Raw genomic sequence first — 23,660 nt, forward strand, 5'->3', positions numbered from 1 at the left:
AGCGGACTGATACTAATCGATCGAGGACTTAACCAAAAAGAAAAAGCACGTAAACTCGTAGCGTTTTGATTTCTTCGATCCAGTTTTGAGTGAGCAACACTTACTCAATTGAATAGTGTGGTGGCGATAGCAAGAAGGATACACCTGTAACCATGCCGAACACAGAAGTTAAGCTTCTTAGCGCCGATTGTAGTGAAGGGTTTCCCTTTGTGAGAGTAGGACGTCGCCACGCAGTCAAACACATGTCTTCATTGACATGTGTTTTTTTGTTATTACAACGATGTATCATTTTACTAAAAACAATCACTTAAAATAACTTTTTATGGAAAAAAATGATACACTAGTAGTGAAGTATTTTTAGGAGGGATCATATGACTGACGATGCCAAAAAAGAACAAAATGTTGTTCAAGATCAAGACGTTGTTTCAGTTTCAACGAATGAAGAAGTATCCTTTGGCGATATAAAACAAGTGGCCTCAAAAAATATAGGTCAGATGCTGCAAGACCTGCAAGATTTTGAAGTCGCGATCGAAAAAGAGGATATTCCTGAAATTTATCGTATATATAATGGTCGATTACACAAACAGTTAAAAGAAACATCAAATCAAAATCATGAGATTGATGAATTGTTATCAAGGAAGTTCCACGATAACTTTACCCAAGCTTTCCCATTTATGATGCATTGTGCCAAAATATCTCCTACGGTGCATTACTATAAGTTAGGAACCTATTATCATGAGCGAGCGACGATTGGTATCGATGCGAGTATTCCCGAAATTTTTGTTATCCCTGAGATAGATGAAGAATGGGAAAAGTTCCAACGAGGCAATCGTGAGATGCTGACAGCAATCGAACAGCAGATGGACAAGCTGGAAGCCAAACGGATCACTGCGTTATCAGAAGTGAAGGAAATCCAAAATCAGATCGATAAACTTACGGAAGCCGAAAATGAATTGACGGAATCAAAGGGCTTTTTCAATCGGACAAAAATCGATGAAGAACTAGAGCGTTTGACTTCTGACCGGAAAGCTCTAGAAGCCAAACGTAGAGAATGGGAAAGATATTCAAATAATAATGAAGAAGTTTTTGCTGAAAAAGAACGCCTGCAGCAGCAATATCAAACATTGCGTTTAAAGAAAGCAATCGTAGAAAAAGAATTCCGACAAATTGATACTTTTTTTGGTTCTTTTGAAGAATTCAATACTAAATTATTGGCTTTCTTAGCTCAGTATACGGGAAAGGAGCTGATTGAAATTGACGAAAGAAACACAGAAAAATCCTCTTGAACCACAACTGATGGATCAGGAAGAGACTCTAGAAGTTCAACCAGAAGAAGTCAATGAGGTCGACGAAAATTCAGCAACCAATGCGTCTACCACAGTTGATGATCGCTCTTTAGTAGAAGACAATGTAGAGGATGATTCTTTCAAATTAGTGGAAGAGGAAGAGGAAGCGGAATATGAAGATGATTACTATGCTGTAAAAGCACAAGATCATCAGCGCATCGAGTCCCTTATTGAACAAGCCGAAAATGAACTAGCTGATTTAAAATTGCGAAAATCAATCATGGAGGCTGATTTCTCCGGGTTGCTCAACCATTATCGTCATTTGATCTTAACAGAACAAGAAATCTCTGTCATTGCAAAAAAAACCTTGCTTGAGTACTATGCCTATGAATTCTTGAAACCATTAAAAGTGATTCATTTAACAGCTACCGACAATTACGATACCTGGAAGACAAAGCACTTCAATGTCCGCTTTCGTTTAACAGAAACAAAAGAACTAGAGTTTAGTTTTAAGTTAAATCCGGTCAATTCAAGTTACCAATCAAACTATTTGCCGTTGTTGACAATCAATTCAAATTCCCAGTCGGTGGTGGTCAACGATGAACAGATTTTACATCTGATCAGTCAATGGCATGCCGATAATATTTTCTCAGTCAATCAACTTTCACTGTTTAATTACGATGTAAATTTGATACTGGCTCATTTAAAAGAATTGGATTTTACTGTCTCGCCAAGTTTGATCGACAATACCCAAACCTTAGCTGTCGATATGGAAACAGATTTTCCTGTTGCAGCGGAAGTCCTTGACCAAATTTTCATCATCACGATGGAGAATCAGTCGTATGATTTTATCACAGAAAACAAAGGCGAGATCCTTGTTCTGCTTGATAAAAATCAGCGTTTGACGATTCATTTGTACACAGAATCAACGTTACTCACGATTGACTCGGATCAATGGAAGCGATCTTTATTGGATTTCTTCACAAGTTATCCGTTTTTGGTTCCGCTTGTCGTTCAAGGTGAAGAATAGATGTTCTAAATTGGTTAAAAGTGCTAGAATGGTTTTTATAACTATTCAGCACTTTTTTTGGAAGGAGCAGTATGATGATAAATAAAGCACTAGGTTTTTATGAAGGACGATCTTTAGATGATCCAGAAGTATTTATTGAAAAGGAATTTCCAATGCCAACTTGTCAGGCAAACGATCTATTGGTGGAAGTGCAAGCTGTTTCTGTGAATCCAATTGACACGAAACGCCGCCAAACAACCACTTTAAGTGAGAAATTCCATATCCAGGGATATGATGCAGTAGGTATAGTACATGAAATCGGCTCAGCAGTTAATGGCTTTGCCGTTGGTGATCGGGTGTTTTATGCTGGAACCACACAACGACCTGGTGCGAATCAAAGGTTTCAAGTCGTTGATTTTCGAATCGCAGCAAAGGCGCCAGCCGGCTTTTCTGACGGTGATCTTGCAGCTATGCCATTAACGAGTATTACGGCATGGGAATTGCTTTTTGAAAAATTTGGGTATGTGCCTGAAGAGAACGCGAATGAAGGATCAATTTTATTGGTCAATGCCAGCGGTGGTGTTGGCTCGATTGCGGCGCAACTAGCAAAATGGGCAGGATTGACAGTCTATGGCACTGCGAGTCCTAAGAACGATCAGTGGCTTAAAGACAATCAAGTGGATCAGGTACTGAATCACCGCTTGCCGTTAGCTGAACAAATCACTGAACCTTTTTCAGCCGTTGCACTTTTTTATGACGCATCTGCCTATTTGCCACAATTAACAAAAGCAATCTTGCCATTTGGCAAAGTCGGAATGATCGTGAATACGAAAGAAGCGCTAGATTTAAATCCATTTAAAAACCTCGGCATCGATTTTTATTGGGAGTATATGTTCACAAAAACAGATGCTCAGTTGATGATTGAAACACAAGGGGGCATTTTGCAACGGATCGCCTCGTTGCTCGCTGACAAAAAGATCCATACGACTGCGGTCCAAACGTTTGATGGAGGAATTACCATCGAGACCTTAAAGCACGCTACAAAAGCGGTTGAGCAAGGAACGAAAGGAAAGACAGTGATCACTGGAGGCGTCCGCTAAATGGAAGAAGAGGAAGCGATGCTGTTTTGGGATGAATTCGCGCAAGAATATGCGCAAATTCAAAGAGAATCCCAATTGAAAATCGCCGAAGAGGCAGCAGCTTTTTTGGTGGAGCAGAAAGTGTTTCCGATATCGACCTTCGTTGACTTTGCTGCGGGCACTGGTCGCTACATTTCAGCTTTTTATCCTTTTGTAGATGAGTATTACGCAATTGATTTTTCAAAAGAAATGTTAAAAATCATCGAAGAAACGATGGAAGATCCGATGAGCAAGCTCCATCTGGTTCAGCAGAGCCAAAAAGACTTTTTATCTGCAGACCAGCACTGGCCCTGTATTTTTATGGCAATGAATCCAGCAGTCAGAGACAAAGAAACTTTGCTTCAGTTTCAAAGAAAGGCCCATCAATTAATTATTCTAAGAATGATCGCAGAAGAAGAGAACGTGTTTCAGCCTTATGAAAAAAATCATTCAGCGAAGAACGATCTGAACCTAAATACTTGTTACAAGAAGTGGTTTACAGAAGAAGCGATCGATTGGCAGAGTCGGCAATTCGAGTATATTTTGAAGGAAGAGATCGATCAAGAATTATTTCATCTTTATTTTGAGGAGGAGTATTCATTGGAACAGCGGCAAGAAATGGTTCAACATGTCTTTGGTGAGGCATTGACTGTCGAAAGCCAAACGAAAATCACCTTTGAGCTTCTCTTAGCCTAGGAGAAATCACACAATAGACATCAAAAAACGAGATTCTGACATAAGATCAAGAAACAGGTACAGCAAGTAGGGTTCTGTTGACTGCTGACTGGAAACATCTTATGCTGGAATCTCGTTTTACAGTGAATTTACTACAATAAAAGGTAGACGATACTGCCTAATAACAGTAAAAAAACGACGTTAACGATAAAAAATAGCTTTTGAAACATTCCCGCTTCTTTGGGTCTGGCTTGTTTCAGTAATTTGTACCCAATCAAATTCGCCAAAGAAGCAATCAATGTACCCAAACCACCCACATTGACGCCCAAAAGAACGGCTTTTTCTAAATCGGTGAAAGGAGCAATCAAAATCGCTGCAGGAACGTTAGATATTCCTTGAGAGAGTAAAATACTACCTAAAAAAGCGCGATGTGTTTCTTGAAAATATGGTCGAATGTGATCGGTGACCAGAGGTTGGTCTTGAATATTCCCAACGATCAAGAAGAAGCAGAGGAAGGTAAGTAGTAACCGATAATCAACTTTTGCGAATAATCGTTTGTTGCTAAACCAAACCACGGCTGCGACGACGAGCACAGCGATTGAAATAGGTAGAACACTAAAAATACCAAGAATCATAAGGACAAATAATCCTGCATTGAGCAGCGCTGGCTTTTTTTCAAAGGGCTCTTCTTGCAGGGCGATTTCCAATGGAGTCTTTGGGATGAGCTGGATCGAAACAAGGAGTAATAGCAAAGAAAGTCCCACAAAGGTGCCGGTAGTCCACATGAATTGTGGCAGCGAAATCTGATAGTAAGAAAATAAAAATAGATTTTGCGGATTTCCAAATGGAAACAGGCTGCTTCCTAAATTGGCTGCCACGATCAAATAGACAGCGCCTAATAAGACACTGGTGCGCTGTTGTTCTTTCCTCGTTAAGAGTAAGTAGATGGGCAATAATGTTAAGATAGCCACGTCGTTTGTTAAAAACATCGAACTGAAGAAGCTTAGCAAGACGATTGAACGGATCAAGTCACGCAGATTGCGACTTTTTTCCACTAATTTTTGTCCAAATGCTCGTAAAAGACCAGCTTCTTCTAACCCATTGATTACTAACATCAACCCAAACAGTGATAAAATCACTTTAAAGTCAATAAATGACCAACGGAAGGTGCCGAAAAAACACGCAATGAGTGCTAGTAACAGGGAAATCGAAAATAATCGATCCGTTCGAAAAAATGCTAACATTCGTTTTCCCATAGTTCACCACCTTTCTTCTCAAGAATTTTACCATTCCCGCGCTTTAGGAACAATAAATAACGCTTTTTCCATATAACTCAAAGGCATTCAGGCAATTTTTATAGTTGACAAACGACCCATTAATTGGGAAATTAGTATGTGAAAGGTGAAGGAGGTTCAAAAATGAATGTTATGCAGCTGCTTGAAAAAAATCAGCAGGTTCATTTTCAAATTTTAGCTGTTTTTTTTCAGAACGGCTCAGAAATCTCTTACAAGAAACTTGCAAAAACATTATCCATTTCCGCACCCACTTTGCAAAAAGAACTTCAAAATCTTCATCAAAATTTAGTCGCTTTCCATGAGGATGCGGCATTGACTTATTTAGAAAATGATCAAGTACAGTTAACACTTCCGCTTGATTTCTCACTAAAAAAATTCTTTTATGCGTATCTTTCAGAAGCAATCGATTTTCAGATATTGTCGTATTTGTTTTTTCATCGAGATGAGTCAACGACGAAAATGATGTTAGAACTGATGTTGAGTGAAGCTTCATTGTTTCGTCGATTCAAAGCCATCAATCAGTTATTGAAAGAATTCGACATCCAATTAAAAAATAAAAAATTGCTTGGGGATGAAAAACAGATTCGCTTTTTCTATTATCAGTTTTTTTCACAAAGTTATCCCAATGAAGAATTGATCGCTCGCTTGAATGCACCAGCCATCAACAATTTGATTCGAGTAATCGAAAAACAGCTACAGACAACGTTTAGTCAATCCGAACGCTGGAAAGTCGGGCTGTGGTTAGGTATTATGGAAGCCCGTTTTGATTATCGTGGCTCGCAGCAGCATGAAGCATCGTATCCATTGTTGAAGTCATTGGAAAATGAAGCGATGTTCCAGCTTTTGCGGAATATATTAGGACGCTATCTCAGTCGTTTTGCCGTATCCTGGAGCGATTATGAAACGGTTTATTTCTATTTATTTTTATTAGCTGAAGGCTTGATTCGCCCTTCACTGGATGACTCCTTGCAAAAATCACTTTTCTTCCAAGAGATCGATGCGTTAAATGGGGAGCTGCTGCAGGCAATTGGTGATAGTGAGAGAAAGACTACAGAAACTTCTACGGAATTATGCGTCTTCTTGACGAGTGTGACGATCCAAGCGTTGTATATTCATGGCGGCATTATTGCCTTTGCTGAATTTCAGCCGCAAAGTGTTGCGAATGAGAGCTTGATTGAAGTGGCACAGCAAGCAATCGAACAGTTGGAGAAAAACGTAAACCAGTCCTTTTCTCTTGAGAAAAAGCAGCATTTGACCAATGAATTGCTTTTGATCCGTCAATGGATTCAAGTAAAACAGGAAAAAGCATTTACGGTCGGCATTTTGTTGACTCAATCACGATTACGCAGTGGCTTTTTGCGGCGTTTTTTGATCAAAGAATTGGCTGGCTATCCGAATATTCATTTTGAGGGGACGAAGGAGAAGGATTATGATTTATTGATCGTTGATCATTCTGAGATCTCGGAAGGCTATCGTTATAAAAAACGATTGATTTTAACAGGTGGGGCAACCCCATTTGAAGAAGAGCGGCTTCATCAAATCGTGGATGAAATACGCAATGAGAACCTTGAAAGCGAGTTGGAAAAGATATGAGAATAGTGATTATTGGAGGCTCTCATGCAGGAATTGCTGCTGCCCGTCATTTAAAAAAAGTTGACCCAAAAGTCGATGTGATAATTATTGAAAAATCAAGCGTTCTGGGTTATGTTGCTAGCAGTTTGAATTTAGTGCTGGAAGGCTACATTCAACGATTGGAAGATTCCCGAACGGCAACTGCGAGTGAGCTTCTTTCTGAAGGAATCAATGTGATGTTAAACAGTGAAGTCACAAAAATCTTTCCGCAAGAACAAACGGTTCATTTTGTCACATCAACGGAATCTTATCAGCAAGAAGACGAAGTGAGTTATGATGGCTTGATTTTGGCGATGGGATCGAGTACTTTCCGTTCGGAGTTTGCCTCAGATGTCGAAGCACATATAACGACCTACAAAACCATTGGTCAATCAAAGCAAGCGTTAGAAAAAATCGAAAGTGCGCAAACCGTGGCGATCGTTGGCGCGGGTCTGATTGGGTTTGAATTGGCTGAATCTTTAAGTGGCCAGCAAAGAGCCGTTCATTTGATTGATCGAATGGATACCCTTTTGTTCCGTTATTTTGATCAAGAAATTGCTGAAATTTTGATGGCGCGCTTTCCAGAGAACTTACAAATCTATCTTAACAGCAATGTCGCCCATACGATCAAAGACGAGAAGGGTGAATATCAGGGAATCGAGCTTTCAAACGGAACCAAGATTCGAGCTGACGTGGTCGTTTATGCCGTAAATCCGCGACCGAATGTCGCATTGGTTGAAGACTTTTTAAAACTAAATCTCGATGGCACGGTATTTACAAATGAATATTTACAAACGTCTGACCCAGCGATTTATGCAATTGGTGACCTGGTTTCGATTCCTTTCAATCATTCGGATAGCTCTTTGTATATCCCTTTAGTGACTAATGCTTATCGGACGGGGATCGTAGCTGCCACCAATTTATTGGCAAATGAACGGGGAACGACGAAAATTCCTTTTCCAAAAATGCAACGGACCGTCGTTAGTAAACTGTTTGGCTATTTCGTCAGCAGTTCAGGTATTAATGAGACTGAGGCACCGTATTACGGCTTTGAAGTAGATTCAGTGACGCAGACATTTCATTCTCGGACATTTTTCGCGACAGATGAGGATTTTGAAGTAACGTTAAAACTGATTTTTGATCAGCAAACGAAAGTGATTATGGGGGGACAAATCATTACGAGTGATCGTGGAAGTTTGGAGATCATCAATACGATCTCAACCTTGATCAATAGCAAGACGACCTTGCACCAACTAGCGACAATGGATTACTTTTTCAATCCAACCATTTCTTTCCCTTTGCACTTTTTGAATCAATTAGCCCTTGATGGCTTGTTAAAGTAAAATAATAACTCTTGATAAACCTGCGATGATCGTAGGTTTATTTTTTTTAATTACAGATAATCGGGAAAGACTATCGATTACAATCAGTGACTGGTATCGCGTATTGAAAACAGGTAGGCTTTTGTCGGAGATTGAATTCAACTGGTATCATGATTTTTTGGAAGAAGAAACTCAAAACGAAAACTATAAAACTCGTTCCACGACTAAACTGTTTTTACTCACAATTTCTTATCGATAGACGAATGGTGTTTAGGTGGAGGAGACGGCGCGTCATTTGCTTTTATCTGAAAAGTTACATCACCATTGCATCAGTAAGTGCTGGCTTTACAAGGGTTTCAATAGATGAAAATAATTGCAAATCTAAGTGATCTGTTATTGAATGATCCTCATAAAATGAATATAGTATGAGCGAGCATTTTATAATTAAAGCAATAAAATAGACAATATTGAGATAAAAATAAGTTTTCTCGCAAGGATATAAGAGAAAAACATCACATAATCCTTTTCTTTACACACTCATTTTTTCGAAATTGCGATAGGAAAGGGATTTTTTAAAAAAAATTCTTGTGATTTTAAGTGAAATACGTTACCCTATTAAAGAGAGTGAGAATCATTCTCAATAAGGGGGCGGGGCATGTTTAAAAAAATCGGATTACTGCTGATCTTTGTTCTTCTAGTGGGTTGCTCCTTGTTGGCAGGCACCCATGAATTGTCTTTATCAGGTTTACAGCAGGGTGATCCGAATCATTGGCTTGTTTTGGTAAAAGTTAGGCTTCCACGGACGATCAGTTTGATCATTGCAGGTGGGATCATTAGTATCTGTGGAAAAATTATGCAACACATGATGCAAAATAAATTTGTGGCCTCGGAGTCGATTGGACTGACGGATAGCGCCCGTTTAGGAATTTTGCTGGTTATGCTCTTTCTACCAAATGCCTCAAATTTGATTCGCACTACAGCAGCATTTGTGTTTGCCTACGCAGGTGTGTTGTTCTTTTTATTTTTAAGCCAATTTCTACCAAAGAAAGATCCAATGATGCTGCCGTTAACAGGGGTGATGTTCGGTAATATCATCGGGGCTATCAGTAGCTTCTTAGCCTATCGCTTCCAATTGGTTCAAAATGTTTCTTCTTGGCTGCAAGGAAATTTTGCCACCATTATGGTTGGACAGTATGAACTTTTGTATTTGACGATTCCCGTTTTCGGTCTATTGTATTTCTTGGCTTATGAGATCACGATCGCCGGTTTAGGAGAAAGTGCGGCTAAGAGTCTGGGAATCAATTACTTGTTCTTGCGTTTTGCTGTATTTGCGCTGGTGGCGTTTGCTAGCAGTATCGTTTTATTGACTGTGGGGCAAATTCCTTTTTTAGGGATCGTTATCCCAAATATGATCGGCATGGTTTTTGGGGATCACTTGAAAAACAATCTGCTTTTGATCAGCTTTGCCGGAAGCGCGTTCTTGCTATTGTGTGATGTATTGGCGAGAATCGTCATCGCACCTTATGAAATGCCGGTCAGTGTTGTTGCCGGCGTACTGGGTGGCTGCTGTTTCTTGATTTTGCTTCTGGGGAGGAAATTTCGATGAAGAAAAAACTTTTTCTTTTGTTGTTTCTGATCCTTTGTGCATGTGGTGCCTATCTGACCTATAACACCTATGGAAACTGGTCATTTGCTTTTGCATTAAGGGGACGCCGAATCTTGGCTTTTGCCTTAGTTGCAATCGCCATCTCCTTTAGTACCATCACCTTACAGACACTGACAAGCAATCGCTATCTGACCCCTGGAATTTTAGGCTTGGACCAACTGTATGTTCTTGTTCAAACCCTTTGTTTCTTTTTTATCGGCGGAATTCAGATGCTGAGCCAAGAAACAGCAACGATGTTTTTGTTTTCTGTCGGCTTAACTGCCGTTCTAGGTAGCTTCTTAATTGGCTTTTTCTATCAAAAATCAGTCGCTGGGTTGTTTTTGTTATTGATGGCAGGGATGGTCTGTGGCACGATGTTCGGTAGTCTCAGCACCTTTCTGCAAGTGTTGATGGATCCAAATGAATATGATTTACTACAAGGTCGTTTGTTTGCCAGCTTTGGCAATATCAATACCCAGCATCTACTGATTGCTGCCGCGATCATTTTGCTAGGGAGTATCTGTCTGGTTCTGCTGATTCCAGAATTGAATTTGCTCCATTTAGGAAGTGGGCAAGCCAAAAGTTTAGGTGTATCTGTTCAATGGCTTCATAAAGGTGTTTTATTTTTGATTGCTTTACTGACAGGCACCGCCACTGCTTTAGTTGGTCCAGCAGTTTTTCTAGGCTTTGTGGTGGCGACGATCACCTATCAGCTTTTCCCAACTTATCGTCACGGCTGGTTGTTTTTCGGTGGGAGTTTGATTGGTTTTCTCCTGTTGGTAGGAGGTCAATTCCTAGTGGAACAGGTCTTTCAATGGCAAACGACCATCGGCACCGTGATCCAATTATTAGGCGGTATCTTCTTTATAAGCAAATTGCTGCTGGAAAGGAAAAAATCATGATCGAAACCAAAAATGTATCCAAGAATTATGCAAAAACACAAGTTTTGACGGAATGTTCTATAGCGTTGCCGGAACAGAAAATGATTGCCTTCATCGGGCCCAATGGTGCCGGAAAAAGTACCTTGCTTTCTTTAGTCAGTCGGATGTTGGATCAACGCACCGGTGATATTTATCTGGATGGAACGGAGATTCGTCAATGGAAGTCCAAAGAGCTAGCAAAAAAAATGGCTTTTTTGCAGCAAAGCAATCGCTATGCCGTCAATCTGACTGTAAGAGAGCTGGTGGCATTTGGTCGCTATCCGTATAACCGGGGGCGACAATCGGCAGCAGATGATGGGATCATTGATGACGCTTTGTCTAAGTTATCTCTAACCGAATATAGTGATCAATCGATTCATGAACTTTCTGGTGGTCAGTTACAACGAGTTTACTTGGCGATGATTTTAGCCCAAGATACAGATTATCTACTCTTGGACGAACCGTTAAACAATTTAGATTTAAAACACGCCAACCAGCTGATGAAGCTATTGACAACCTTGGTGGAAGACTATCAGAAAACTGTTGTGATCGTTTTGCACGACATTAATTTTGCAGCACGGTATGCCGATCACATCGTCGCGATGAAAGATGGTCAGATTTTTAAAGCGGCTGACACAGAGGCAGTGATTCAAGAACAATTATTAGAATCATTGTATGAGATTCCAATCAAACTGGTACAAGTGGATGGGCGGCAATTTTGCTACACCTTCCAATAAAAAATATGTTTCAAAGGAGGAAAAAATGAAAAAAATAGCAGTAAGTTTTATGAGTATTTTCGTATTAGCGGGGTTGACCGCTTGCGGCTCGAATAATACAGGGACAACAGATTCAACGGGTACAGCTCAAACCCAAGTAGAAGAAAGTACACAAACGCCGACAGAAGTCGAGATTACGGACAGCAATGGGACTGTCACTGTTCCTTATGCGCCGGAAAAAGTTGTTGTCTTTGACAACAGTGCATTAGATACGATGGATGCACTTGGCCTTGGGGATCGAATCGTTGCTGCCGCAACCAGCAATTTGCCAGATTATTTATCAGCGTATGCGGATGTTGAATCAGCAGGGGGAATCAAAGAGCCTGATTTAGAAAAAATCAATCAACTGCAGCCAGACCTAATCATTATTTCTGGTCGACAACGTGATTTCCAAGAGGAATTGTCTGCAATCGCGCCAACCGTTTTCTTAAGCGTTGACAATAGTGATACTTGGGCATCGATCGAAGCCAACATTACGACCATTGGTCAAATTTTTGGTAAGGAAGAGGAAGCGCAAGAACAACTAGCATCGTTACAAGGTCAGATTGATACCTTGAAGGAGCAAGCGCAAAATGCTGACGAGAAAGCCTTGGTTGTTATGGTAAATGAAGGCAATCTTTCTGCTTTTGGTCCAGGTTCTCGTTACAGTATCTTGTATGACACGTTTGGTTTCCCAGCAGTAGATGAGGAATTAGAGGCGTCGACACATGGACAAAGTATTTCTTATGAGTACTTGCTTGAAAAAAATCCTGATGTCATTTTCGTGATCGATCGGACAAAAGCGATCGGTGGCAATGAAAGCGAAAGTGAATTTGTTGCAAATGAAATTGTTCAAGAAACAAATGCAGGGCAAAACGATCAAGTGATTGAATTGGATGCTGCGGTTTGGTATTTAGCTGGTTCCGGATTGGAGTCGATCCAATTGATGATGGATGATGTCAAGCCAGCCGTTGAATAAATAGGTGAAAAAAATTAAGTAATAAGGGACACGCTTATCAGTTTACTGAGAAAGCGTGTCTTTTTATTCGAACTGTTTCTAGGACCTGCGACTGATTTTTGACAAGTTATCCAGCTTTACTTTACCTGTCGTAGTAATTGATTTATAATTAGTACGACAGATGAAGTAATTTAGGAGGCGATTGCGTGATCTCGAGTGACGGAATTCGCGGCTATAACGACGCAATCATTTTATCCATTCTTTCGAAAGAAGACTCTTATGGATATGAAATATCCAAGCGTATTCGTGAAGGAACAGATGCTTTATATGTGATCAAAGAAACGACGTTGTATTCCGCTTTTACTCGGTTAGAAAAACAAGGATTGATCCGTTCGTATCCCGGAGAAGTGACACATGGCAAAAAGCGGACCTATTACCAGATAACTGTAGACGGAAAAGCAAGCCTTTCGGAGAAACTATTGGAGTGGCAGCAGACGAAGATCGTCGTTGACCAGTTCTTACAAGGAGGAGACAAATGAAAACCATTCATGACTATCTAGACAGCTTATTTTTATCAGTACCCATCACACCGGAAACGAAGAAGGCAAAAGAAGATCTTTTAGCGATTATGGAAGACCATTACTTGGAACTGATTCACCAAGGGAAAAGTGAGCATGAAGCCATCGGTGCGGTGATCAGCGAGTTTGGTTCGGTGGATGAACTGCTGCAAGAGTTAGATGTTTCAAAAGAAGAAGAGCCGATTGATGATTGGTCCGATGCCATCACAGAAGACGATGCGTTTGATTATTGGGGAACTGTGCGGCACTTTGCTTTTTCGTTGTCGATAGGAATCGGCTTTTGTATCGCCTCCCTAGCAGCCCTAATGCTCTTTGTTAGTGTTTATGCTGAGACCTTTGGAATAATGGTGATGTTTCTTTTCATCGCCATCGGGGTTGGTTTTATCATCTCTAGCAGTTTGCACTTTTCCGGTGCTCGTAAGCAGTTAGATGATCGACCAATCAAAAGGGATGCCAAACGAGAAGCCGCTCAGCAACTAGCAAATTATGAAAAAAGTTTTCGTATTGGTCTTGTTTTAGGAATTGGTGCCTGTATTTTATCAATTGCGCCTGTACTTTTAAGTGAATTGTTTTATTATTCTGTTGAGTTTGGTATTTCCTTGTTTTTCTTGACAGTTGCAGTGGGTGTGTTCTTTATTATTTATGTAAGTATTATTCGTACAGGCTTTGCGAAGCTGGCAACTGAGACGTATTTTATTCGTGACGAAGAGAATCTTGGTGATCGAGCAACACGTCATAAATATGGCGAATCCGCTGGTAGAGTTACCTTTTTTCGAACAGTCTACTGGCCAGTGATTTTGGTCGTTTATATGCTTTGGTCCTTCATGTTTCATGCCTGGGCATACTCTTGGGTCATTTTTGTGATTGGTGGTGTCTTAGAGGACTACTTTATCGGTCAGACAAAAGCCAAAAAATAAGAGATGTTTCAACCGAGAGTGGTTTCTTTACTTTTAAAAAAAGGAAGACTATAATACGGCTTGTAACTGAACCAAGCAAAAAGAACAGCGAGAAATAAGATCCTCTCAATGCTTTTTCAAAAGTTCAGAATACAAGAAAAGAGGCAATGGATATGTTAGAAATTCATTATCTGAAAAATGGTAGCAAAGAAATAACAACAATTGAATCCCCAGAGCGCTTTCTCGCAAGTCAATACTTGGAAGTTCCACCTTTTCAAGATCATTACCCAGTCGAAGAAGTTTTTCTAGACGGCAAGCGGATTACATTGAAGGAGCGAACGATCGGTGGATTGTTCAACTATTTCAATACTAAATAAAAAAATTGTCTTTTTTTATGACTCACTTTCCATTGTGAGGAATCATAGGAAGAGGCAATCTTTTTTTGTTTAATTGAGAATAAGAGATGTAATTGAGAATCTAACAGGTAGGAACTTTGCTTAGAAATGATTAGCCAAACTTATTACTATACTCCATTTGCTTTCGATAAAAAATAAATATGCTCATTTCTGAGGATGATAACATTTTTTTTGACTATTTCTGAATAAACTATTGCATTTTGTAGTTAGATATACTAATAATTAATAGAGATTATTCTCAAATAATTATTCTAATTGGAGGAAATGATATGTCATTAATTGGAAAAGAGATTGGTTCATTCGAAGCGAAAGCTTACCACAATGGAAAATTTATCGATGTTTCATCAGAAGATTTTAAAGGAAAATGGAACGTTGTTTGTTTTTATCCTGCAGATTTCTCATTTGTTTGTCCGACAGAACTTGAGGATTTGCAAGACCAATATGCATCATTAAAAGAATTAGGCGCAGAAGTTTATTCTGTATCAACTGACACCCACTACACACATAAAGCGTGGCATGACCACTCTGATGCTATCAATAAAATCGAATATATCATGATTGCTGATCCTTCTCATGTGATCTCAGAAATCTTTGATGTATTAGACGAAGCATCAGGTTTGTCTCAACGTGGTACATTTATCATCGATCCGGATGGTGTGGTACAAACGGTTGAAATCAATGCGGATGGTATCGGTCGTGATGCTAGTGGTTTGATCGATAAAATCCGTGCCGCACAATATGTCCGTACCCATCCAGGTGAAGTATGTCCTGCAAAATGGAAAGAAGGCGAAGAAACTTTAACGCCAAGCTTAGACCTTGTAGGCAAGATTTAGGAGGCTCTCATGGCATTAGATAAGGCAATCAAAGACCAACTGACGCAATATCTAGCGATGCTAGAATCAGAGGTTGTTTTTGCGGCGACTTTAGGTGAGGATGATTCTTCAACGAAAGTACGTGAATTCTTAGAAGAAATCGCAGAAATGTCGTCAAAAATCACGATTCAAGCTGTAGCAAGTGAACGGACACCAAGCTTTTCGATCAATCGTCCCGGTGAAGAAAGCGGCATCGCTTTTGCTGGTTTACCGTTAGGACATGAGTTCACTTCATTTATTTTAGCGTTGCTTCAAGTAAGCGGTCGTCCGCCGAAAATTGATGAAGCACTTCAAAAGCGCATCAAAGCGATCGATAAGCCATTACATTTTGAAACCTATGTCAGTTTGACCTGCCATAACTGTCCTGATGTTGTTCAAGCGTTAAACATTATGGCAGTGCTAAATCCTTCCATCAGTCACACCATGATCGAAGGTGGGATGTTCAAAGAAGAAATTGACAAGAAAAAAATTATGGCTGTGCCAACAGTCTTTCTAGATGGGGAAGAATTTGCAAGCGGCCGACAAACGATCGAACAGTTGTTGGAAAAAGCAGCTGGTCCGACGAGTAAAGATGACTTTGCTGAAAAAGAGCTTTTCGATGTATTAGTTGTCGGTGGCGGACCTGCAGGCGGAAGCGCAGCGATTTATGCAGCGCGTAAAGGCATCAATACTGGGATGGTTGTCGAAACAATGGGTGGACAAGTAATGGAAACCCTGGGGATCGAAAATATGATCGGTACCCCTTATACCGAAGGTCCAAAATTAATGCGTCAGGTAGAAGAGCATATCAACGAATACAATGTAGACGTGATGAAAGGTCAGCGTGCGAAAGATATTCGCCGCAATGACGTCATCGAAGTTGAATTAGAAAATGGTGCAGTATTAAAAACCAAAACGGCCATTTTAGCAACTGGCGCTCGCTGGCGCAACATCAATGTTCCGGGAGAAAAAGAATTCAAAAATAAAGGTGTTGCCTATTGTCCGCATTGTGACGGTCCGTTATTTGCTGGGAAAGAAGTTGCCGTCATTGGTGGCGGAAACTCTGGGATCGAAGCAGCAATCGATTTAGCTGGCATGGCGAAACATGTCTATGTTCTTGAATTTTTACCAGAACTAAAAGCGGACCTTGTGCTACAAAACCGTTTGAACACGTTAGATAATGTGACTGTTATTACGAATGCGGCAACGAAGGAAATTGTTGGATCCGATCATGTCGAACAATTGACCTACGTTGATCGTGAAACGAATGGTGAATTCACTTTAGCTGTGGAGGGTGTCTTCATTTTGATTGGCTTGATGCCGAATACTGAATGGTTAAAAGATCGTGTCGTCTTAAATGAACGCAATGAGATCGTGGTGGACAAACATGGCGCAACCAACATTGAAGGGGTCTTTGCAGCGGGAGATTGTACCGATAGTGTATACAAACAGATCATCACTTCAATGGGTTCAGGTGCCACTGCTGCATTAGGTGCGTTTGATTACCTGATTCGCTCGTAAGTAGGTAAGTAGCTTATTATTTGATCTAGATCAGAAACGTCTCAGGAGCTTCTAGCAGCTTCTGAGACGTTTTTTCTTTGAGGGGAAGGAGATTTGAAGGAAGTTGACAGAAGGACAGTTTCTATATTACAATGAAAAAAACTCGTTCAAAAAAGAAAGAGGTATATTAATGAGTGTCGTAGGTATCTAATCAGCTAATTAAAACAAATAAGCAAAAACAGACTGTTTATTTGTTGTGCCTGTAGATACCGATAAAAATCGTTATTGATGAATCAGGTGATGGGAGACTATCGCTTTTTTTGTACACTTTTTTGGACGGGGATGTTACCGGGATCCTCAGGCACAAGAAAGGATCACTCATGAAGATACCTCAAGCAACTGAATTTGAACAAATTAAAGAACAAGTAAGTAAAAAAATAATCAGCGATTATGGTAAAGCACGTTTTGCCAATGAAAAACCAGCAGCTACGATCCATTCCGCCCAAAAACGAGTGTCTGAGACAACTGAAGCGATGGCGCTATTAGACGCCGGACGTCAAGTCCCTTTCATGGGGCTTCAGCATGTCTTACATCATACGAAGAAGATTGAAAAAGGCTTTGTATTGGAGCCGCAGGAATTGATTGAATACGGAGACTTTTTACGGTCTTTTCGCATCATCCGTCAATTGTTTGAGAAAAATCAATCAATTGCCCCAAGATTGCATCACTATGCTCAGGGGTTGGCCGACTTTTCTGAAATCGCCGAAATGATTTTCCAAAAAATTCGCAATGGTCAGGTAGATAGTAACGCCAGCCGAGAATTACGGAAAATTCGTGGCATAATTGAGAAATATGAGGCCGATTTAAAAAAAGTTTTTGCAAAGTTTTTTAAAGAAAGTCGCTATCTGCAAGAAAACCGTGTGATCAAAAAGAACGACCGTTATACGCTGCCGGTACGTGCCGAATTTCAACAGCAAATTAAAGGGACGATCATCGAACGTTCTAATAAACGCGCGACTGTTTTTATTGAACCAGAGGCAGCTGCCCGTCTGAATGATCGATTGATTTTGGCACAGGCGGAAGAAACGGCCGCCCAATACCAAGTTTTATCAGAATTGACCGGGGCAATCGCCGAACAAATGAATGCAGTATTTGCCTGTCTTGATATTTTAGTGGTACTAGATATTATTTTTGCTCGCGGAAAGTATTGTCGGGAAATCAATGGTCAACCGATAGCAATTACTGAAGAAGAAGTTTTGCTTCTTGATCAAGTCCGGCATCCTTTACTGGGCACTGATGCTGTTCCTCTATCTTTAAAACTAGGAGAAGAGAACCGATGTATGGTCATCACAGGGCCGAATGCTGGTGGTAAGACGGTTGTCTTAAAAACCGTCGGACTCGTTTGTGCGATGGCACATTACGGCTTGTTTCCAGCGCATAATGGCAACAGCAGCGTGCCGTTTTTAAAAAGTCTTTGGATGGATATCGGGGATCAGCAAAGTCTAGAAAATTCTTTAAGTACCTTTTCTGGACACATGTCGAATATTGCACAGATCATGACGAATGCCAGCCGGAACAGTATCGTTTTGTTAGATGAAATTGGCAGCGGGACTGAACCAAATGAAGGGGCAGCTTTAGCGATCGCCATTATGGAATCGATCTATCGATCGGGGGCGTTAATGATCGCCACGACTCATTATGGTGAAATCAAGCAGTTTGCTCTTGATCACCAAGATTTTGAAACAGCGGCGATGGCTTTTGATGCCAAGACCCTGACGCCGAAATACCGCTTGTTGACCAATGCGGTCGGTGAAAGTAATGCGTTTTGGATCGCCGAAAAAATGGCGATTCCTGCTGAGGTCGTGCAAACGGCAAAGGACTATTTAAAGAATAAATCTTATTCTTTTGAGAAGCAGCCTTTTGAGACGTCCAGAAAACGAACCGATCCTCAGGAAACAAAGTCTGAGCACATTTTTCAAAAGGGAGACCAGGTCTTTTCAGCAGAGCATGAAAAACGGGGAGTTTTTTATGAATACTTGGAACAGGGACAAGCGAAGATTTATATTGAGAAACAATGTTTCGTTGTTGCTGCTCGGCGATTGCAACTGCTCACCAAACGAGAAGCACTCTATCCAGCCGGCTATGATCTAGATCAATTATTTTCCGATTTTGCCCAACGTAAATTTACCCGAGATATTGAACGTGGGTCTAAAAAAGCGCAAAAGCAGTTACGAAAAGCAGCGCAAGAGCGTCAGGCCAAACGATCATTGGATTGATCGGCACAGATATATTTAGAGCGGGAGTATAAAATCAAGAAAGCAGCTCTTTTTCGAGTTTTAGAAAAAGAGCTGTCTTTTTTTGAAAATGACCGTTTTTTAATAACGTGTATGATCGAAGGGAATCCAGTGATGGTCGAATGATTTCCATTGATTTTTCTTTAAATATCGGAAATTACTCGAAATATCTAAATTCTTTAAGAAAAGTTAAAGAAAAATAAAAATAACAAAGAATGGGTTGTATCTTTATACGAGGAAGGGTACCATTCATAGTGGATTGAAAATAACATATAACCTTGTTAGGTGAGGCTCCTATACAAACATAAGCTATTGCGCAGAAACGTCGAAAGACGCCAATGTGTAAAACAGGAATTGTCGGATTAAGGCTTTTCATAAAATAGCTAAGAAAGGGAACAACTTTCTTTACGTTGTATAGTGCTAAAACTCGGACGATGAGATTGCTAGCAAAGTCTGACGTCCTAAGAGAAGTGAGACTTTTTTGCTTTTCTCTTTGATGGATGACTAAGCTCAAAGGGCATAATAACTGGTACCGTCTGAACACCTACTCCAAGGCAAGAGGAGTGGAAGCAATGATAGAAAAAAAGAAGATCGATTGGCTGCTGATCATAGCTTATTTGCTATTGAGCCTTATCGGTCTTTTAATGATTTATAGTGCAAGTTCTTATCGTTTATTAACGAGAGATCAGCCGCCAGCAAGCTTATTTATGCGTCAGCTTGTCTTTCTGTTACTCAGCTGGGTGCTCCTTTTCATTATTCAGCGAACACGGCGTGAGATTCTGCTCAGTAAATATTTAGCGATCGGTCTGTTGGCATTTGGCGTCTTTACTTTACTATTGGCACGTTTGCCGTTTTTCGGTGTTTCTGTCAATGGAGCGCAACGATGGGTCTCGATTGTAGGGATACAATTTCAGCCCTCAGAGATCGTGAATGTGGGCATGGTCTTATACCTTGCTCATTACTTTCAATCAGCAAAAACTACCTTGCAGGAAATGAAACGTCCGCTTTTCGTTTTATTTTTGTGCTGTGTGTTGATCCTCATTCAACCAAAAGTAGCCGGCGTGATGATTTTACTTTTCTTGGCTTTTATCATGATTACCACGGTTCAGGTACCCGTTAAACTCACGGCTCTTTTGTTTGGAGGGTTATTAATCAGTCTGTTCTTGGTTGCTATGTTGATCCTCTTTTTAGGAAACAATGATTTATTGCCCCACATGTTTATGCATGTGTATAACCGAATTCGATTAGTGGGAGATCCATTTTCCGACCCATATAATCAAGGATTCCAAATGATCCATTCCTACTATGCTTTGTTCAATGGTGGTCTTACGGGCCTTGGTTTAGGAAATAGCATCACCAAGAAAGGCTTTTTACCAGTAGCAGAGACTGATTTTATTTTCTCCGTTTTAGTAGAGGAATTAGGGTTGATTTTCGGCATTTTTGTCATCGCTTTATTATTCGTAATTATTTTACGTCTGTTTATACGATCAGCGGCAATCGCAAATCCTCAGATTGGCTTAATATTATTGGGAACCAGCACGTTGCTGTTATTACAAACAAGTATCAATATTGCCAGTATTTTAGGGTTGATGCCGATGACGGGGGTACCTTTGCCATTCATTAGTTATGGTGGCTCCAGTTACTTTATTCTTTCATTTGCCTTCAGTTTATGCCTGAAACTAGAACGAGAGGAGGGTATACTTAATGAAGTTCCTCAAACGACATGAAGCAAACTATGCTTTATTGCTGCCGATTTTCCTGCTGTTTTTGTTAAGTATCTGGGTACAACATCAGGCTTCTGTGATGGATGGCAATGATCCTTCAGGGATTGTTTTTCGGCAGATCCTCTTTTGTATCCTTTCGGCGATTGCTCTTTTTGTAACGAGTTTGATTCCTACGAATTTACTCCTCCGCTTTTCTGGTCTTTTGTACTTACTATCACTTGGTTTGATGGCCTCTCTTCATTGGTTTTACGATCAAACGATGTTTGAACAAACGCACACCAAACGGTGGATCAGATTTGGTGCGTTTACGATTCAGCCTTCTGAGTTTATGAAAGTGGCCTTTATGCTCTTTATGGTCTATCTCACTTTAGTCTATGAGAAACGTAAAGCAGAACGAACAATCAAATCCGATTTGATCTATGTTACTAAGATCCTGCTATACAGCTTACCCACATTTTTATTGATGTTTATGCAGCGGGACTTTGGAACGAGTTTGGTGTTTATCGTGATGTTAGGTGCCTTATTCATCATTTCCGGTGTTCATTGGAAAATACTGACCGTCGTGATCGGTTTGATTGCCGCTCTTGGTGCTATTTTGTTGCTACTCGTATTCACGGAATGGGGCAATCGTGTGTTGTTTCGCCTTCACTTTTCACAATATCAATTGGATCGGGTGAGAGCCTGGGCAGATCCACTCGCGTACCAAGATTCCATCGCTTTCCAACAAGTCCGCAGTATGTGGGCGATTGGTTCTGGCGGCTTATTGGGGGCACCTGATACCCATACAACGGTGTATGTGCCGGTTCGGGAGTCAGATATGATCTTTACAGTCATTGGAGAAACGTATGGCTTTTTAGGAAGTACTTTAGTCATCTTCCTTTATTTCTATCTGATCTATCAAATCATTTTTGCTGCTTTAAAAACAAATAACAAAGCATCGGTCTATATTGCGATTACCTATGTGTTTGGTTTGGTTTTTCAAATTTTTGAAAACATCGGAGCGGCGATCGGTTTGCTGCCTTTAACCGGCATCCCCTTACCATTCTTAAGTCAAGGAGGAACCTCTCTGATTGCGATCAGCATTGCTATGGGAATTATCTTTGGGTTAGACAAATTTCCGATAAAAGCCAAAAATAGGTCGTATACATTAAAAGAAAGTAGGGGCTTAACATGAGTAAAACAGCAAAAAAAGGAGTGATAGGCGGAATACTCTGCAGCTGTTTTGCATGGCTGTTTTTCCTCGTTGCATTAGAACCACGCTGGTTCCAAAGCATCGACAACCTTTTTTCCCAGTTGCCTCAATGGCGGACACCTGCTGTGGAATCGCTTTTTCTCCCACTTGCCAGTACGGCCACGATCATTCCCATAGCTTTCGTTCATTTCCTGTTAGCAAGTTTTTTATTTATGCGCAAGCAGCGGTTAGAAAGTCTTTGGTTGATGGGGAATATGATTGTGATCAGTGGTGTTGGTCAAGTGATCAAGAAAGTAGTTGATCGACCGAGACCGGATTTTGCTGACAGTATGGAACGGGCATCAGCAAGTTTTCCGAGTGGACATACATTATTAGCGACCACGTTGATTATTTCTCTCCTCTTTTTCTTGGGGCAAACAGTTCCTGCCAAAAGAGGCAAGCGTCACTTTATCCAAAACATGGCCCTATTTCTAGGATTGATCTATTTGTTGCTGATTATGATGAGTCGGTTGCTATTTGGGGTTCACTATCCCAGCGACTTGCTAGCAAGTATTTTATTGGCAAGTGGGATCAGTTATATCACCTATGCTTTCGTCTTTTCAATCAAAAAATATGTACTTAGGGGGAGATAAATTGAGTACAGCAAAAAAACTAATAATCATTTTCCTGATATTGCTGACCGGAATTATCTCAGCAGGAACTGTCTATGCGGTTAGGGTGTATTTTCAAGTAGAGGATGTTGCCCACTCGATCCATCGTCCAATCGAAGGACGAGAAGAGGCGGAAGTCATCGAAAATGCCGAGCCTCTAAGCCTTCTTTTGTTAGGGATCGCCAATGACTCTCGTCGCAAAACCGATTTTCGCGCCAACACCATTATGGTAGCAACGTTGAACCCTGCCACAAGAAAAACCACCCTCACGAGTATTCCTAGAGATGCTTATGTGGAAATCGTGGGACAAGGGTACCATGATAAAATCAATCATGCCCATTCTTTTGGTGGGGCAAAGATGATGATTGAAACCGTCGAACAATATCTTGATATACCGATCCATCATTATTTCTCCTTAAACATGGATGGGATGGCAGATCTTGTTGATGCAATTGGTGGCATCACGGTTGAAAATGAATTTGCTTTTACTGCTGAGAAAATCGATTACCCAGAGGGGATCCTCGATTTAGATGGCTGGGAGGCGCTTCAGTATACTCGTATGCGAAAGGATGATCCAGAAGGTGACTATGGCCGTCAGCGCCGTCAGAGAGAAGTGACTGAGATTCTGGCAAAAGAGTTAGTTTCACTTTCCAGCGTGATGCGGATTCAGGATCTGCTAACGATCATTGGAGAAAATGGCGAAACCGATCTAACTTTTTCGCAAATGAGTCAATTATTTATCCAATATCAATCAGCATTAGGGACTGTCGAGTCTTACCAAATGGCTGGCAGTGGGTTCACCGGCGATGGCTTCAGAGGAGAATATGGAATTTCCTATCAAGAAGTAACGCCTGAAGAGCAACAGACGACGAGCCAACGTTTAAAAAATGAGTTGTTGATTGATTAACGTCCTGGCTTAGAAACAGAACCAGTTCAATTTTGTTCTTCAAGTATTTCGTAATTAG

21 protein-coding genes, 2 rRNA genes and 1 riboswitch (1 of these 24 running past the window's edge) are annotated in these 23,660 nt (G+C 40.6%); of the genes, 22 read left to right on the top strand and 1 reads right to left on the bottom strand.

The window, feature by feature from the left end; all coding sequences use genetic code 11:
• The 6 genes from A5883_RS06370 to A5883_RS06395 form a co-directional block, all read left to right on the top strand.
• A 23S ribosomal RNA gene (locus tag A5883_RS06370) occupies window positions 1–36 on the top strand (it extends 2,879 nt beyond the left edge of the window).
• Between the two features lie 80 nt (window positions 37–116).
• Window positions 117–232 (top strand): 5S ribosomal RNA (gene rrf, locus A5883_RS06375).
• A gap of 139 nt (window positions 233–371) precedes the next feature.
• On the top strand, window positions 372–1,286 hold the full coding sequence (locus tag A5883_RS06380) for a hypothetical protein (RefSeq protein WP_008381990.1): 915 nt from the start codon (window positions 372–374) through the stop codon (window positions 1,284–1,286).
• Entirely contained in the window at window positions 1,255–2,316 is a 1,062-nt protein-coding gene (locus A5883_RS06385; protein WP_008381988.1) for a hypothetical protein, read from the top strand. The genes A5883_RS06380 and A5883_RS06385 overlap by 32 nt, the downstream gene beginning before the upstream one ends.
• A 71-nt stretch (window positions 2,317–2,387) precedes the next feature.
• Window positions 2,388–3,395: a zinc-binding alcohol dehydrogenase family protein gene (locus A5883_RS06390; protein WP_016619978.1), complete on the top strand. Its 1,008-nt coding sequence runs from the start codon at window positions 2,388–2,390 to the stop codon at window positions 3,393–3,395.
• Window positions 3,396–4,109 (top strand): class I SAM-dependent methyltransferase, encoded by a 714-nt coding sequence (locus A5883_RS06395; RefSeq protein ID WP_086299484.1) that lies wholly within the window; start codon window positions 3,396–3,398, stop codon window positions 4,107–4,109.
• Window positions 4,110–4,240: 131 nt separating this feature from the next.
• Here A5883_RS06395 and A5883_RS06400 read toward each other — a convergent pair whose 3' ends face one another.
• Window positions 4,241–5,344 carry an SLC13 family permease gene (locus A5883_RS06400; RefSeq protein ID WP_086317363.1) on the bottom strand — a complete coding sequence of 368 codons (1,104 nt, stop codon included), beginning with the start codon at window positions 5,342–5,344 and terminating at the stop codon, window positions 4,241–4,243.
• Between the two features lie 162 nt (window positions 5,345–5,506).
• On the opposite strand from A5883_RS06400, the gene A5883_RS06405 reads away from it, so the two are divergent.
• The 16 genes from A5883_RS06405 (at window position 5,507) to A5883_RS06480 (ending at window position 23,602) form a co-directional block, all read left to right on the top strand.
• Complete coding sequence (locus A5883_RS06405; protein ID WP_008381983.1) at window positions 5,507–6,976, top strand: helix-turn-helix domain-containing protein; 1,470 nt, start codon at window positions 5,507–5,509, stop codon at window positions 6,974–6,976.
• Window positions 6,973–8,337: an FAD-dependent oxidoreductase gene (locus tag A5883_RS06410; protein ID WP_086338180.1), complete on the top strand. Its 1,365-nt coding sequence runs from the start codon at window positions 6,973–6,975 to the stop codon at window positions 8,335–8,337. The genes A5883_RS06405 and A5883_RS06410 overlap by 4 nt, the downstream gene beginning before the upstream one ends.
• A 634-nt stretch (window positions 8,338–8,971) precedes the next feature.
• On the top strand, window positions 8,972–9,922 hold the full coding sequence (locus A5883_RS06415) for an ABC transporter permease (RefSeq protein ID WP_008381981.1): 951 nt from the start codon (window positions 8,972–8,974) through the stop codon (window positions 9,920–9,922).
• Window positions 9,919–10,863: an iron chelate uptake ABC transporter family permease subunit gene (locus A5883_RS06420; protein ID WP_086299481.1), complete on the top strand. Its 945-nt coding sequence runs from the start codon at window positions 9,919–9,921 to the stop codon at window positions 10,861–10,863. Before A5883_RS06415 ends, A5883_RS06420 begins: the two co-directional genes overlap by 4 nt.
• Window positions 10,860–11,618, top strand: coding sequence for an iron ABC transporter ATP-binding protein (locus A5883_RS06425; protein ID WP_008381979.1), 759 nt, complete (start codon window positions 10,860–10,862; stop codon window positions 11,616–11,618). The genes A5883_RS06420 and A5883_RS06425 overlap by 4 nt, the downstream gene beginning before the upstream one ends.
• 25 nt (window positions 11,619–11,643) lie before the next feature.
• Window positions 11,644–12,615, top strand: coding sequence for a siderophore ABC transporter substrate-binding protein (locus A5883_RS06430; protein ID WP_008381977.1), 972 nt, complete (start codon window positions 11,644–11,646; stop codon window positions 12,613–12,615).
• 185 nt (window positions 12,616–12,800) lie between these two features.
• Window positions 12,801–13,133: a PadR family transcriptional regulator gene (locus tag A5883_RS06435; protein WP_008381975.1), complete on the top strand. Its 333-nt coding sequence runs from the start codon at window positions 12,801–12,803 to the stop codon at window positions 13,131–13,133.
• Window positions 13,130–14,089 (top strand): permease prefix domain 1-containing protein, encoded by a 960-nt coding sequence (locus tag A5883_RS06440; protein ID WP_008381974.1) that lies wholly within the window; start codon window positions 13,130–13,132, stop codon window positions 14,087–14,089. Before A5883_RS06435 ends, A5883_RS06440 begins: the two co-directional genes overlap by 4 nt.
• 152 nt (window positions 14,090–14,241) lie before the next feature.
• Window positions 14,242–14,445: a hypothetical protein gene (locus A5883_RS06445; RefSeq protein WP_008381972.1), complete on the top strand. Its 204-nt coding sequence runs from the start codon at window positions 14,242–14,244 to the stop codon at window positions 14,443–14,445.
• A gap of 308 nt (window positions 14,446–14,753) precedes the next feature.
• Window positions 14,754–15,317, top strand: a complete 564-nt coding sequence (ahpC, locus tag A5883_RS06450) for an alkyl hydroperoxide reductase subunit C (RefSeq protein ID WP_005226227.1) — start codon at window positions 14,754–14,756, stop codon at window positions 15,315–15,317.
• A 9-nt stretch (window positions 15,318–15,326) separates the two neighbouring features.
• Window positions 15,327–16,856 (top strand): alkyl hydroperoxide reductase subunit F, encoded by a 1,530-nt coding sequence (gene ahpF, locus A5883_RS06455; RefSeq protein WP_008381970.1) that lies wholly within the window; start codon window positions 15,327–15,329, stop codon window positions 16,854–16,856.
• A gap of 359 nt (window positions 16,857–17,215) precedes the next feature.
• Window positions 17,216–19,111, top strand: coding sequence for an endonuclease MutS2 (locus A5883_RS06460; RefSeq protein ID WP_008381968.1), 1,896 nt, complete (start codon window positions 17,216–17,218; stop codon window positions 19,109–19,111).
• Between the two features lie 288 nt (window positions 19,112–19,399).
• Window positions 19,400–19,575: riboswitch (M-box (ykoK) riboswitch) on the top strand.
• Between the two features lie 126 nt (window positions 19,576–19,701).
• Window positions 19,702–20,856 (top strand): FtsW/RodA/SpoVE family cell cycle protein, encoded by a 1,155-nt coding sequence (locus A5883_RS06465; RefSeq protein WP_008381965.1) that lies wholly within the window; start codon window positions 19,702–19,704, stop codon window positions 20,854–20,856.
• Window positions 20,834–22,027, top strand: coding sequence for an FtsW/RodA/SpoVE family cell cycle protein (locus A5883_RS06470; protein ID WP_008381962.1), 1,194 nt, complete (start codon window positions 20,834–20,836; stop codon window positions 22,025–22,027). The genes A5883_RS06465 and A5883_RS06470 overlap by 23 nt, the downstream gene beginning before the upstream one ends.
• Complete coding sequence (locus A5883_RS06475; protein ID WP_086299476.1) at window positions 22,024–22,677, top strand: phosphatase PAP2 family protein; 654 nt, start codon at window positions 22,024–22,026, stop codon at window positions 22,675–22,677. The genes A5883_RS06470 and A5883_RS06475 overlap by 4 nt, the downstream gene beginning before the upstream one ends.
• A 1-nt stretch (window position 22,678) precedes the next feature.
• Window positions 22,679–23,602, top strand: coding sequence for an LCP family glycopolymer transferase (locus tag A5883_RS06480; RefSeq protein ID WP_008381960.1), 924 nt, complete (start codon window positions 22,679–22,681; stop codon window positions 23,600–23,602).
• Window positions 23,603–23,660: the final 58 nt, after the last annotated feature.

The sequence above is a fragment of the Enterococcus sp. 5B3_DIV0040 genome (assembly GCF_002140755.1).
GTDB classification, from domain to species: domain Bacteria; phylum Bacillota; class Bacilli; order Lactobacillales; family Enterococcaceae; genus Enterococcus_D; species Enterococcus_D casseliflavus.